Raw genomic sequence first — 12,889 nt, 5'->3', positions numbered from 1 at the left:
GCCGAATCCTCCTTTCTACCCAACCTACTCAGGAATCTGACATGAACAAAAAACTCGCAGGAAAAGTGGCGCTCATCACCGGTGGGTCGCGCGGTCTCGGGGCGGCGATCGCGGGCGCTCTGGCAGACCAGGGGGCGGATATTGCTATTACTTACGTTGCTTCCGCGGAGAAGGCGCTTGCCGTCGTGGAAAAGCTCCGTGCAAAAGGCGTGCGCGCCATTGCGATCGGCGCCGATCAGGGAGATCCCTCCGTCGCGGAATCCCTGGTGCGCGAAGTGGTGGAGAAACTCGGTAAACTCGACATTCTTGTCAATAACGCGGCCGTCGCGTGGCAGGGAAAAACGATTGATGCCCCCGATATCGACAATGGGGCGATGGATCGGCAATGGCTTATCAATACGATGGGCGTTATTGCCAACATCCGCGCGGCGGTGAAGGTCCTGCCAGACGGTGGGCGGATTATCTCGATCGGCTCCGGTCTTGGTACGCGCATCGCTTTCCCCGGTACGACCGATTATGCCGCCAGTAAAGCGGCTATCGTAGGCTACAGCAAGGGTGCGGCGCGCGATCTGGGCGCGCGAAATATCACCGTCAATGTGGTTCAGGCGGGCATCATGGATACCGACATGGCGGCCGGTTCGAAGGACAATCTGCCACCCGCGGTGATGGCATCGCACGCTATTCAGCGCTATGCGAGCGTTGAGGAGGTTGCCGCCACGATTGTTTTCCTGGCCGGGCCGGAGGCGGGCTTTATCACCGGCTCGGTCATTGATGTTAATGGCGGATTCACGGCCTGATTCTGACGGGGCTGTTCATCGTCTGCGCTGGAACATGACGCGGGTACCGCGCCATGGCCAGCGCCAGCCCGGCACTGACCCGCGCCGCGGAAACAACCAGGCTCCCCTGGATCCCCAGATGATGATTAAGCCAGGCGTAGGCAAACGGCGCGGCGATGGCCAGCAGCTGCGGCTGGACCCTCCGCTGCTGACGGTGGGCGTTACGACCGGAAATACGCTGGATAGTGTGCGTCAGTCGCTGACGCCGCTTCTGCACCGTCAGCCAGGCGTGGTGATGCGCCAGGACAAAATTCTCAGTAAAGGGATCGGCGAAATGCTACGCCAGCTGGGTGACATGGAGCTGACCGTTTAAGCAAATATGATCGTGTAGGCAGAAATCGGGGGCTGTGCACACCGATGCGATGGCCTATTCCCGGGGCGGTGTATCTACCGTAATCGTCGATTGCTGAGACTCGATCTTGCCCTGATGATGGTACCAGGCACCGATAGAGGAGTAGACGAAGCGTCCAAAGAAAAAGAGAAAGCTGATAAGCAGTACGATACGGGTCATGCGACGGTTAAATCGATGTCGATTACGCATACTGGGTGCCTGACTCACAAAAGGTTCCTTAAAGTATACCCACAAGAGGGGCGATATGGGTATTAAGGCACAGGATAGCAGCAGGGTCAATTGATGTGGATGTAAAAAACCGCCGCTCAAACATTACCTGATGTTATACAAGATAATAATCACATTCACATGCTTTTTTCTTCACTCGATCTGACGCAAAAAATAAGTTTTATTAATCTTAGCTAAATGATTTCTTGATTTGTATCAACTGCCTGCTTTCGTTGATAACTAAAATCTCCAGCCTGTTCCGCGTCGTTATTCCTTGCGCGGCGAAGATGGTTGGGTTGGATGCCTGCCTGAATATACCCTGCTGGAATTTGGGTAACACGTAGAGCATCAATGAAAATAATTAATCTATACAGACAATATCGGGATAAATGGTGGGCGCTGCCGCTCATCTTACCCACGCTGTTACTGCCTCTGGCGAGGGGGGCGAATACTTACGCGGAGCTGAACGGTAATGAGGTCCCTCTTTACTATTTACCGTTGGCGCTGGTCCTGAGCCTGATGCTATTTTTTGACTGGGCCGCGCTGCCTGGCATTATTATCGGTCTGCTGGAGACCATTGCTCGCGGCATGTCCGCGGGGCAAGCCATCGTTATCCTGTTCCATTTTTTGATCCCCACCGTGCTGTGTTGGGGCGGGTATCGCATTTTTGTGCCGCGCCGACAGCATATTTCACATGGTACGGTCAGCCTGATGCCGCAGCGGCTGCTATGGCAGATGCTGCTACCGTCGGCTATTTTTCTTGTGCTCTCCCAGTTCGCCGAGTATTTGGGGATGCATCCCCGGGCGACGGGGTTGATGGGGGTGGATCCTCTCAGCTTGCGAGCGTTAATTACTTTTCAGGCCTTAATGGTCGGCTGTTTAACCGGCGTCCCGTTGTGCTACTTTTTGATTCGTATTATCCGTAATCCATTATATCTACGCAGTTTTATTTCACAGGCCAGGTTACAGGTCGACCCAAAAATAAAACGTATCGAGCGCGTTTTATGGATGCTGTCGTTGTTAATATTATTAGTGTTGTTATTAATTCCTCTGAGTAGCAGTAGTACAATATTTAGCACAAATTATACATTGTCATTACTTATGCCGGTGATGCTATGGGGAGCGATGCGTTTTGGCTATCGCTTGATCGCGGTGATCTGGACGCCCGTTTTAATTGTTATTATCCACTTTCATTATCGCTATTTGCCCTACTCCCTGAGCTACCATCACCAGCTGGCGATGACCTCTTCGAGCTATCTGGTGTCTTCTTTTATTATTGCTTATATGGCGATGCTGGCGACCCAGCAGCGTGTGATTCATGCTCGCGTGCGCCGGATGGCATTTCTCGATCCGGTAGTACATATGCCCAATTTGCGGGCGCTTAGCCGGGCGCTCGACAGCGCTCTCTGGTCGGTACTCTGTTTTTTACGCATCCCGGAACTGGAGCTGTTAGGGCGTCATTATGGTGTGCTGTTACGCATTCAATATAAGCAAAAGCTGGCTGAGTATCTGAGCGATTTACTCCAGCCGGCGGTGGGAATCAGCTACTGCAAGGTTCGCTCACCGGTTAAGCATCTCTATCTGCTCTTAGGCGAGCTGAATAACATTGCCGATATGTCGTTGACCAGCGGTCAGCCGGAAAATATGCAGCGCCGCGGCGCCGTGCATGTGCAGCATGGTTTGAAAGACAAAGTGGCGATGATGAACCTGATCCTGCAGGCGCTGGAGCAGAACCGTTTTTGCCTGATGGCGCAGCCGATTATCGGTATTCGCGGCGATAACTATCACGAAGTGTTGCTGAGAATGAAGGGGGAGAGCGGCGAGCTGATTTCGCCGGATGATTTCCTCCCGGTGGCGCATGAATTTGGTCTCTCGTCACGGATTGATCTGTGGGTGATCGAGCATACGCTCGCTTTTATGGATAAGCATCGGCAAAATTTGCCTGGGCTGCGGCTGGCGATTAACCTGTCGCCGGTTTCCGTTAGCCGCAGTCAGTTCCCTGAAGAGGTGGAGCGGCTGCTGGCGCACTACCATGTTGAAGCCTGGCAGTTAATATTTGAACTGACGGAGAATCACTCGCTCAGTAATCCTCATCAGGCGCGGCAAACCCTGAAGCATCTGCAGGCGCTGGGATCTCGGGTGGCAATCGATGATTTTGGTACCGGCTATGCCAGCTACGCGCGGCTGAAAAGTCTGAATGTCGATCTGCTGAAGATTGACGGCAGCTTTATTCGCAATCTGCTCTCCAGCAGCCTGGATTACCAGGTGGTGGCATCCATTTGCCATCTGGCGCGGATGAAAAATATGCAGGTGGTGGCGGAGTATGTGGAGACGCCGGAGATTCGTCAGGCGGTGCTGTCATTGGGGATCGATTATCTGCAGGGTTATGATATTGGGAAACCGGTCGCGCTGGCGTCGTTGGCGCAGGAAGTTACGGCGGATGCGGATTGACGGGGAGAGAAGTGGCCGGGTGATGTAAACCCGGCCTGTGGGCTAGTTATCGCTATCGGAGTCTTCTTCGGCAATCTTCAGCAGCCAGTCAGGCACCCCTTCCCAGTACTGCTGCTCTTTTTCCAGATCGAGCAGCACCAGCGCATTTTGGCTAAACCAGTCATGCGGGAAGACCAGCGTCCAGTGGTTGGCTTCGGTCTTCAGCTTGAGCGTCGGCGGCGTGGTGGTGGCCTGACGCTGGTTGTTGAGCAAAATCCCCAGGCGCAGTAGCTGAATGAGCGGCAGGAACTGCTTTTTCTTGAACAGCGTAAAGCGGGGTAAATCATCCAGCTTGATCGCTTTACGGTGATAGCGAACCAGCGTCGCCATCAGCATCTGCTGCTCCTGATTGAAGCCGGGCAAATCGCTGTTCTGCAGAATATAGGCCGAGTGACGGTGCATCCCGCTGTGGTTAATATTCAGCCCCACTTCGTGCAGCATCACCGCCCATTTCAGCAACGCCGACAGGTGTGGGTTGGCCAGTTTGGGGTTCTGATCCTGCCATTGCTCGAAGATGTGGGTGGTGGTTTCCAGCACCCGACGCGCCTGTTCGCGGTCAATATTGTACTGGTTTGCCAGACTTTGCGCGGTCCGGCTGCGAATATCCTGATGGCGGAAACGTCCTTCCATCTCGTACAGCACGCCTTCGCGCAGCGCGCCGTCGGACAAACGCAGCTCTTTGATCGCCAGCGCATCGAAAACGCCGCACAGGATCGCCAGCCCGGGCGCAAAGACCGCTTTACGCTCTTCCGACAGCCCCGGCAGGCTGAGGGCGTCGAAGTTTTTATACTTCAGCAGTTCATCCACCAGCATTTCAAGGCGTTCCGGGGTAATAAACCCGTCTTTTTCCCCCATCGCCACCAGCACTTCCTGGGCGGCTTTGATGGTACCGGATGCGCCCAGCGCCACGTTCCAGCCCTGGATGCGGAACTGCCAGGCCAGGGTTTCCAGCTTCTGTATGGCCGACAGGCGCGCCCGCTGGAAATTCTCTTTGTTGATAGTGCCGCCAGGGAAGTAGATCTGCGAGAAGCTGACGCAGCCCATGCGACGACTTTCAACCAGCCGTGGTTCGAAATCCTCGCCAATAACCAGCTCCGTCGAGCCGCCGCCGATATCGATGACCAGCTTGCGGCCCCGTTCGGGTTGCGTATGTTCCACGCCCATAAAAATCAGGCGCGCTTCTTCGTTACCGGAGATTATCTCAATCGGATAGGGGATCACTTTCTCCGCCCGCTTGAGAAACTCCGCCGCATTTGCCGCCTGGCGCAAGGTATGAGTCCCGACGATGCATACGCTGGAGGGGGAAAAACCCTGCAGGCGTTCGGCAAACAGCGACAGACAGTTAAGCCCGCGGGTCATCGCCTCTTCGCTGAGCACGGAATTTTCATCCAGTCCATCGGCCAGGTGAACCCGCTGTTTCAGGCGGCCGATGATCTGCATAGCTCCGTCGACGACACGGGCGATCACCATATGAAAACTGTTTGAACCAAGGTCGACCGCCGCGAACTCCTGCGGACGAGGGGTTTTTTCGTTTATTGGCATAGGTTAGTCGGGTTGTTCGAGTGATTTGAGATAGTCGTAGATCGCCAGCTGTGCGCGTACTTTACGGCGATTGCCGCGCGGCACGTAGCGATTACTCAGTTCTTTATCAAGATAGCGTGCTTTGACCGTATCGTTGAACAAGATATCAAAAATATCCAGCACGCGCTGTTTCAGACGAGGGTCTAACAGCGGCGCGGCGACTTCAATACGATAGTCAATATTGCGCGTCATCCAGTCCGCGGAAGAGAGCCAAACCTGTTTGTCACCGCCGTTTTCGAAAACATAGACGCGGTCGTGTTCGAGGAAACGGTCAACGATGCTGGTGACGCGAATATTGTCGCTAATCCCTTCCAGTCCGGGGATCAGGGAACACATGCCGCGAATCAACAGGTTAACCGGCACGCCTGAGCTTGATGCGGCATACAGGCGGTCCACCAGCCCTTTATCGACCAGGTTGTTCAGCTTGAGGGTAATCCCGGAAGGCTGGCCATTCTGGGCGTTGGCAATCTCTCTGTCGATCATTTCATACAGCAGACGACGCGAGTTCTGCGGCGACACCAGCAGGTAATCGAAGCTGACCGGGCGATATGGGTTTTCGATAAAGTTGAACACCCTGCGGACTTCATTGGTGATGCGCGCATCCGCCGTCAGCAAGGAATAGTCGGTGTACAGACGCGCGGTTTTTTCGTTGAAGTTACCGGTCCCGATATGGGCATAGCGGACGACTTCGTCTCCCTCTTTGCGCGAGATCAGGAACAGCTTGGCGTGAATTTTCAGCCCCGGCGCGGAGAAGATAACGTGTACCCCCGCTTCGGTCAGACGCTTAGCCCAATGAATGTTGGCCTCTTCGTCAAAACGCGCCTGCAGCTCCACCACCACGGTGACTTTTTTACCGTTGTGCGCGGCATGAATCATCGAATCGATGATGCGTGAATCTTTGGCCACGCGGTAAATATTGATTTTGATCGCCAGTACGCTGGGGTCGAATGAGGCCTGACGCAGCAGTTCCAGCACATGTTCGAAGGTATGATACGGGTAGTACAACAGCACGTCGCGTTCGCGAATGGCGTCAAATCCGTTACGGAATTTATCGAACCAGGTGTGACGCAGGCGCGGCAGCGGCTTGTTGACCAGATTGGCCTTCCCAACGTTCGGGAAGCCGATAAAGTCTTTAAAGTTGTGGTAACGCCCGCCGGGCAGCATCGAGTCATAGCGTGAAATGGCGAACATCGCGCGCAGCATTTCGACCATGGTGTCCGGCATATCGCGCTGATAGACAAAGCGCACCGGTTCAGCCGTCAGACGCTGTTTCAGGCTGGAGGACATCAGCTCCATCAGGCTCGACTCCATCTCGTGCACCAGGTCGTACTCGGCGTCACGGGTCATTTTCATCGAGTAAGCGTTCAGCGTGTCGTAGTCGAAGAAACCTTTAAAAATATCATCCAGGCAATAGCGCAGGATGTTATCAAGCAGAATCATCGGCTTACGGCGGCGAGGGGCTTCCGGAGGCAGGTTAACAAAACGCGGGACTTTATCGGACGGAATTTCCAGCAGGGCGTAATTAATGGTGTCCCCGCGGATAATTTCTACCGCCAGATAGGTGTAATCATCTTTCAGGAACTGAATCAGATCCGTCTCACGGTTAATCAGGATCGGGGTGATGTGCTGGCGTAGGTACTGTTTAAAGTAGTTGCGTAGCCAGGACTGCTGATTGACCGAAAGCTGCCGTTCGTTGATCAGGAAGATCTGGTTACGCGCCATCTCCAGCAGCAGCTCATTATACAGGCTGTCGAACTCCTGATCGGCCTTCAGTACGCGGGCCTGGATTTTGCCTAACAAATGGCGAGAATGGGCGGTACTGCCTTGTTCTTCGCTAATTATGATGCGGCGCTTAAGTTCAGCGAAGCGCACTTTATAAAATTCGTCGAGGTTGTTGGAGTAAATTCCCAAAAAGCGCATGCGCTCAATCAGTGGGTTGCTTTTATCCGCCGCTTCCTGAAGTACGCGTTCGTTAAAGGACAACCAGCTGAGTTCTTTCTCGATATATAGCTTTTCCTGGCCCATTACAACTCACACTCCGGTTGATTGATGTTGCTTTTTCATTATGGCGAGCTTTGCCATTGAATGTCCAACTATGTCAAAGAAGTATGACAGTTTTCTTTCAACGGGCAGTGAAGCGAAGCGGATGCGCGCGTCCGCTGCTATTGTGAGCAACGGCAGGGGGGGCGCGGGCATAAGCTGGGCATCAATCGTGCGGTGAGCGTAGCGGAGTGGGGAGGCGAGCGGAAGACGATACGTCAGTAAAAAGCGCCCCTGACGGCAGACAGAGGCGCTGAGAATTACTCTTCGGCCGCATAGCCCTGCGGCGGCAGGGGAGCATCATCAAGCCACGCCTGATTCCCCTCCATGCGCAGTCGGCCGTCGATAAACCAGCTCACCACCAGCGGATAAATCGCATGTTCCTGCGCCTGGACGCGAGCGGTAATGTCGTCTTCGCTATCTTCGGCGAAAACCGGCACTTTGGCCTGCAGAATCACCGGGCCACCGTCCAGCTCGTCGGTAACGAAATGCACCGAGGTACCGTGCTCCTCATCACCATTTTCCAGCACCTGGCGATGCGTGTGCAGCCCCGGGTATTTTGGCAACAGTGAAGGATGGATATTCAGCAGACGCCCCTGATAGTGGGCGACAAACGCCGGACTCAGAATACGCATATAGCCCGCCAGCACCACCAGATCCGGCGCGTACGCATCGATCTCCTGCATCAGTTCACGATCGAAGGCTTCGCGATTGGCAAACTGGCTGGCGGTGAGCGCGTGGGCCGGAATACTGGCCTCACGCGCGCGTTCAAGGCCGAACGCATCGGCCTTGTTGCTAAATACCGCTCGCAGGGTGCCGCCGATCTGTTTCCGGGCGCAGGCATCGATAATCGCCTGCAAATTGCTTCCGTTACCGGAAATCAGCACCACAATATTTTTCATTCAATGACCACACGCTGTTCGGAATCAGAGGCTTTGATATAGCCTATTTTCCACGCGTTTTCACCTTTCTCGTTCAGCAGAGCGATGGCTTTATCCGCGGCTTCCGGCGGCAGGGCGATGACCATGCCGACGCCGCAGTTAAAGGTACGGTACATTTCATGGCTGCTGACGTTACCGGCCGTTTGCAACCAGTTGAACACTTCCGGCCACTGCCAGGAGGATTCATCGATGACCGCCTGGGTATTATCCGGCAGGACGCGCGGGATGTTTTCCCAGAAGCCGCCGCCGGTCAGGTGCGCAATGGCGTGAACTTCAACGTTGGCGATCAGCTCCAGTATCGACTTAACGTAGATACGGGTAGGCGCCAGCAGATGGTCGGCCAGCGAAGAACCGTTCAGATCGGTCGTTTGCGGGTCAACGCCGCTCACTTCGATAATTTTACGCACCAGCGAGTAGCCGTTGGAATGCGGGCCGCTGGAAGCCAGCGCCACCAGCACGTCGCCATCGGCAACTTTGCTGCCATCAATAATTTCTGATTTTTCTACTACGCCGACGCAGAAACCTGCCACGTCATAGTCATCGCCATGGTACATGCCCGGCATTTCCGCCGTTTCGCCACCGACCAGCGCGCAGCCGGACTGCAGGCAGCCTTCCGCGATACCGCTGATGACGCTGGCAGCCGTATCGACATCCAGCTTCCCGGTCGCGTAGTAATCGAGGAAAAACAGCGGCTCGGCGCCCTGAACCACTAGGTCGTTGACGCACATCGCCACCAGATCGATACCGATCGTGTCGTGGCGTTTCAGGTCCATCGCCAGACGCAGCTTGGTACCGACGCCGTCAGTGCCGGAAACCAGTACCGGTTCGCGGTATTTTTGCGGCAATGCGCACAGTGCGCCGAATCCGCCCAGTCCACCCATCACTTCAGGGCGGCGGGTTTTCTTCACCACACCCTTAATACGGTCGACGAGAGCGTTGCCTGCATCGATATCTACGCCGGCATCTTTATAGCTGAGAGAGGTTTTATCGGTCACTGCGAAATCTCCACACATTTGCGGTAGCAAGAAAAATCGGCGCAATTCTAACAGGGAAAGCAAACGTTTGCGAGCCTGCTTTACAGTCGGCGTTAATCAGCGGCGAGATGAACAAATTTGATACTGTTCACGAAAATGAAACCGGGTACATCCTTGTGCTTGCCTCGGTAAGTGGGAATCGCCATCATGCCACTGAAACCGGTTTCTTTTTTTTATCAGGAGAGCCGAACGTAGATTCCGTGGGGATTCAGGAGGGAGGGACGCGATGAACATTGCCGCATTTGATATCGGTGGCACGGCATTAAAAATGGGCGTGATCAGCGATACGGGCAGGCTGCTTGCAAAAGGCAAACAGTCGATCGGCGACAGCGATGGCGAGCAGATTCTGCAGGCGATGCTGGCGTGGATTGCCGCTCACCCGGAGTGCGAAGGCGTGGCGATCGGCGCGCCCGGCTATGTGAATCCGCATACCGGCTATATCGAAATGGGCGGCGCGATCCGGCGCTTCGATAATTTCGCGATCGTCAGCTGGCTGGAGCAGCGGACCCATCTTCCCGTCACCATCGAAAACGATGCCAACTGCGTCCTGCTGGCCGAGCGCTGGCAGGGGAAAGCCGCGGAGATGAGCGACTTTCTGGTCCTGACGATCGGCACCGGCATTGGCGGCGCGATTTTCTGTAATCACCAACTGGTGCATGGCGCCCGCTTTCGCGCCGGCGAGTTCGGCTATATGCACACCGAGCGTCCCGGCGCCCGCGATGTCCGTCGCTACTCAATGAATGAAAACTGCACCCTCCGCGTACTGCGCCACCGCTATGCCCGGCACATTGGCAAGACGCTGGAAGCGGTAACCGGCGAAGAGATATTCGATCGCTATGAGGCGGGCGATGCGGTTTGCCAGCGGCTGGTGGCTGACTTCTTCAACGGGATCGGTAGCGGCCTGTATAACCTCGTGAACATTTTTGATCCGCAAGCGATTTTCATCGGCGGCGGCATCGTAGAACGGCCGGGCTTTTTGCCGCTGCTGCGTGAACATCTGGCCTGGTTCGGCATCGCGGACGCTCTCGACACCGTCAGTCACGGCAACGATGCCGGGCTGCTGGGGGCCGTTTACCATTTTAATCAGCAAACCCGATCGCGGAATGGCGATCGCGCATAAGGAAGAGAACATGTCTGGATTTAAAGAAGGTTTTCTGTGGGGCGGCGCGGTGGCGGCGCATCAGCTGGAAGGGGGCTGGCAAGAGGGCGGTAAAGGCGTTAGCGTGGCCGATGTCATGACCGCCGGCGCGCACGGCGTACCGCGTGAAATTACCGACGGCGTGCTGCCGGGTAAAAATTACCCCAACCATGAGGCGATTGATTTTTACCATCGTTATAAAGAGGACATTCAGCTATTTGCTGAAATGGGTTTCAAATGTTTCCGCACCTCAATTGCCTGGACGCGCATATTCCCGCAGGGCGATGAACGGGAGCCGAACGAAGCCGGTTTGCAGTTCTACGACGATCTGTTCGATGAATGCCTGAAACACGGCATCGAGCCGGTGATTACGCTTTCTCACTTCGAGATGCCTTACCATCTGGTGACGGAATATGGCGGCTGGCGCAACCGCCAGCTGATTGATTTCTTCGTCCGCTTTGCGCAGGTGGTATTTAAGCGCTATCAGCATAAAGTGAAGTACTGGATGACCTTTAATGAGATCAATAACCAGGCTAACTTCCACGAAGATTTTGCGCCGTTTACCAACTCCGGTCTGAAGTACCTGCCGGGGGAAGATCGCGAGCCGGTGATGTACCAGGCCGCGCACTACGAGCTGGTCGCCAGCGCGCTGGCGGTGAAAGTTGCCCGCGAGATTAATCCATCGCTGCAGGTCGGTTGCATGATTGCCATGTGCCCGATTTATCCGCTCTCCTGCGCACCGAATGACATGATGATGGCGATGAACGCCATGCATCGCCGCTACTGGTTCACCGATGTGCACGTGCGCGGCAGGTATCCTCAGCATCTGCTGAATTACTTCGCACGTCGCGGTTTTGCGCTGGATATCACCGAAGAGGATCGTCGGGCGCTGGCCGAGGGCTGCGTCGACTATATCGGCTTTAGCTACTATATGTCGTTCGCCACCAAAGCGACCGCGGATAACCCGCTGCTGGATTATGACGAAACGACCAGCCTGGTCTCCAACCCGTATGTGCAGAAGTCAGACTGGGGTTGGCAGATTGACCCGGTAGGCCTGCGCTATTCCCTCAACTGGTTCTGGGATCACTATCAGCTCCCGCTCTTTATTGTCGAAAACGGGTTTGGCGCCATCGATGTGCGCGAAGCCGACGGCTCGGTGGACGATAGCTATCGCATTGATTATCTCTCCGCTCATATTGCCGAGATGAAAAAAGCGGTGGTTGAGGACGGCGTCGATCTGATGGGCTACACCCCGTGGGGCTGCATTGACCTGGTTTCCGCCGGTACCGGCGAAATGAAAAAGCGCTATGGCTTTATCTATGTCGATAAAGACAATGAAGGCAACGGGACGCTCGATCGCAGCCGCAAAAAATCATTTGCCTGGTATCAACAGGTTATTAGCAGCAACGGCGAAACGTTGTAAATCATCGATAACTCTCGTTCAACCCCGCCGGTGCGGGGTTTTTTTATTTTGTTTTATACTGGCTCAGGCAGCGCAAAGCATTTTGGTTGATCCCGGTCAAACATATCGGCTATGGCGCAAATGGAAAAAAGCGGTATAATCCCGCGATTTTTTTTGTGGCTGCCCCTCAGAGGAGAAAGAGAATGAAGATTGTGGAAGTGAAACACCCGCTCGTCAAACACAAGCTGGGCCTGATGCGTGAGCACGACATCAGCACCAAACGCTTCCGTGAACTCGCCTCAGAGGTTGGTAGCTTACTGACGTATGAAGCCACCGCCGATCTGGAGACCGAGAGAGTCACCATTGAAGGCTGGAATGGCCCGGTAGAAATCGAGCAGATCAAAGGTAAGAAAATTACCGTTGTGCCGATTCTGCGCGCGGGTCTCGGGATGATGGAAGGGGTTCTGGAACACGTCCCGAGCGCGCGCATCAGCGTCGTGGGCGTCTATCGTGACGAAGAGACCCTCGAGCCGGTGCCCTATTTCCAGAAGCTGGTGTCGAACATCGACGAGCGTATGGCGCTGGTGGTTGACCCGATGCTGGCAACCGGCGGTTCGATGATCGCCACTATCGACCTGCTGAAAAAAGCGGGCTGCTCCAGCATTAAGGTGCTGGTGCTGGTTGCCGCTCCGGAAGGGATTGCCGCGCTGGAGAAAGCGCACCCGGACGTTGAGATGTATACCGCCTCCATTGACCAGGGCCTCAACGAGCACGGATATATTATTCCAGGGCTCGGCGATGCCGGCGATAAGATTTTTGGTACCAAGTAATTGAATGAATAATAAGAAGCCGACTTTAACAGTCGGCT

General features: G+C 55.0%; 10 protein-coding genes and 2 pseudogenes. 6 read left to right on the top strand and 6 right to left on the bottom strand.

Annotated elements, in window-relative coordinates; genetic code table 11:
- Positions 1-41 precede the first annotated feature (41 nt).
- Positions 42-797 carry an SDR family oxidoreductase gene (locus EDF73_RS03995; RefSeq protein ID WP_132726013.1) on the top strand — a complete coding sequence of 252 codons (756 nt, stop codon included), beginning with the start codon at positions 42-44 and terminating at the stop codon, positions 795-797.
- Here EDF73_RS03995 and EDF73_RS27610 read toward each other — a convergent pair.
- Positions 787-966, bottom strand: a pseudogene (locus EDF73_RS27610) (MFS transporter); the annotation flags it as partial. The gene EDF73_RS03995 and the pseudogene EDF73_RS27610 overlap by 11 nt on opposite strands.
- 51 nt (positions 967-1,017) lie before the next feature.
- On the opposite strand from EDF73_RS27610, the pseudogene EDF73_RS03985 reads away from it, so the two are divergent.
- Positions 1,018-1,149: pseudogene (locus EDF73_RS03985) on the top strand (LysR family transcriptional regulator); the annotation flags it as partial.
- A gap of 54 nt (positions 1,150-1,203) precedes the next feature.
- On the opposite strand, the gene EDF73_RS03980 reads toward EDF73_RS03985, so the two are convergent.
- Positions 1,204-1,395 carry a YfgG family protein gene (locus tag EDF73_RS03980; protein WP_132726010.1) on the bottom strand — a complete coding sequence of 64 codons (192 nt, stop codon included), beginning with the start codon at positions 1,393-1,395 and terminating at the stop codon, positions 1,204-1,206.
- 351 nt (positions 1,396-1,746) lie between these two features.
- Between EDF73_RS03980 and EDF73_RS03975 the strand changes: the two genes are divergently transcribed.
- The gene (locus EDF73_RS03975) at positions 1,747-3,846 is read left to right on the top strand and encodes an EAL domain-containing protein (RefSeq protein ID WP_132726007.1); all 2,100 of its coding nucleotides are present in this window, start codon (positions 1,747-1,749) and stop codon (positions 3,844-3,846) included.
- A gap of 42 nt (positions 3,847-3,888) precedes the next feature.
- Here EDF73_RS03975 and ppx read toward each other — a convergent pair whose 3' ends face one another.
- The 4 genes from ppx to purM form a co-directional block, all read right to left on the bottom strand.
- Positions 3,889-5,427: an exopolyphosphatase gene (gene ppx, locus EDF73_RS03970; RefSeq protein ID WP_132726005.1), complete on the bottom strand. Its 1,539-nt coding sequence runs from the start codon at positions 5,425-5,427 to the stop codon at positions 3,889-3,891.
- 3 nt (positions 5,428-5,430) lie between these two features.
- Positions 5,431-7,491 (bottom strand): polyphosphate kinase 1, encoded by a 2,061-nt coding sequence (ppk1, locus tag EDF73_RS03965; protein ID WP_132726002.1) that lies wholly within the window; start codon positions 7,489-7,491, stop codon positions 5,431-5,433.
- A 275-nt stretch (positions 7,492-7,766) separates the two neighbouring features.
- Entirely contained in the window at positions 7,767-8,408 is a 642-nt protein-coding gene (purN, locus tag EDF73_RS03960) for a phosphoribosylglycinamide formyltransferase (protein WP_132725999.1), read from the bottom strand.
- Positions 8,405-9,442: a phosphoribosylformylglycinamidine cyclo-ligase gene (purM, locus tag EDF73_RS03955; RefSeq protein WP_132725996.1), complete on the bottom strand. Its 1,038-nt coding sequence runs from the start codon at positions 9,440-9,442 to the stop codon at positions 8,405-8,407. The genes purN and purM overlap by 4 nt, the downstream gene beginning before the upstream one ends.
- 265 nt (positions 9,443-9,707) lie before the next feature.
- On the opposite strand from purM, the gene bglK reads away from it, so the two are divergent.
- The 3 genes from bglK (at position 9,708) to upp (ending at position 12,851) form a co-directional block, all read left to right on the top strand.
- Positions 9,708-10,601, top strand: coding sequence for a beta-glucoside kinase BglK (gene bglK, locus EDF73_RS03950; RefSeq protein ID WP_132725993.1), 894 nt, complete (start codon positions 9,708-9,710; stop codon positions 10,599-10,601).
- 10 nt (positions 10,602-10,611) lie between these two features.
- Positions 10,612-12,042: a 6-phospho-beta-glucosidase gene (locus tag EDF73_RS03945; RefSeq protein WP_132725990.1), complete on the top strand. Its 1,431-nt coding sequence runs from the start codon at positions 10,612-10,614 to the stop codon at positions 12,040-12,042.
- A 182-nt stretch (positions 12,043-12,224) separates the two neighbouring features.
- Positions 12,225-12,851: a uracil phosphoribosyltransferase gene (gene upp / locus EDF73_RS03940; protein ID WP_132725987.1), complete on the top strand. Its 627-nt coding sequence runs from the start codon at positions 12,225-12,227 to the stop codon at positions 12,849-12,851.
- Positions 12,852-12,889: the final 38 nt, after the last annotated feature.

The organism is Klebsiella sp. BIGb0138 (assembly GCF_004342285.1).
GTDB lineage: Bacteria > Pseudomonadota > Gammaproteobacteria > Enterobacterales > Enterobacteriaceae > Klebsiella.
Note: the sequence above shows the minus strand (reverse complement) of the source record. Positions and strands in the feature narration are given on the sequence as shown.

Bases quoted from the DNA above. Each gene is read 5' to 3' on its own strand.
- ppk1 (WP_132726002.1), bottom strand. From the start codon at position 7,491: ATGGGCCAGGAAAAGCTATATATCGAGAAAGAACTCAGCTGGTTGTCC.
- EDF73_RS03975 (WP_132726007.1), top strand. From the start codon at position 1,747: ATGAAAATAATTAATCTATACAGACAATATCGGGATAAATGGTGGGCG.
- EDF73_RS03995 (WP_132726013.1), top strand. From the start codon at position 42: ATGAACAAAAAACTCGCAGGAAAAGTGGCGCTCATCACCGGTGGGTCG.
- ppx (WP_132726005.1), bottom strand. From the start codon at position 5,427: ATGCCAATAAACGAAAAAACCCCTCGTCCGCAGGAGTTCGCGGCGGTC.
- purN (WP_132725999.1), bottom strand. From the start codon at position 8,408: ATGAAAAATATTGTGGTGCTGATTTCCGGTAACGGAAGCAATTTGCAG.
- upp (WP_132725987.1), top strand. From the start codon at position 12,225: ATGAAGATTGTGGAAGTGAAACACCCGCTCGTCAAACACAAGCTGGGC.
- bglK (WP_132725993.1), top strand. From the start codon at position 9,708: ATGAACATTGCCGCATTTGATATCGGTGGCACGGCATTAAAAATGGGC.
- EDF73_RS03945 (WP_132725990.1), top strand. From the start codon at position 10,612: ATGTCTGGATTTAAAGAAGGTTTTCTGTGGGGCGGCGCGGTGGCGGCG.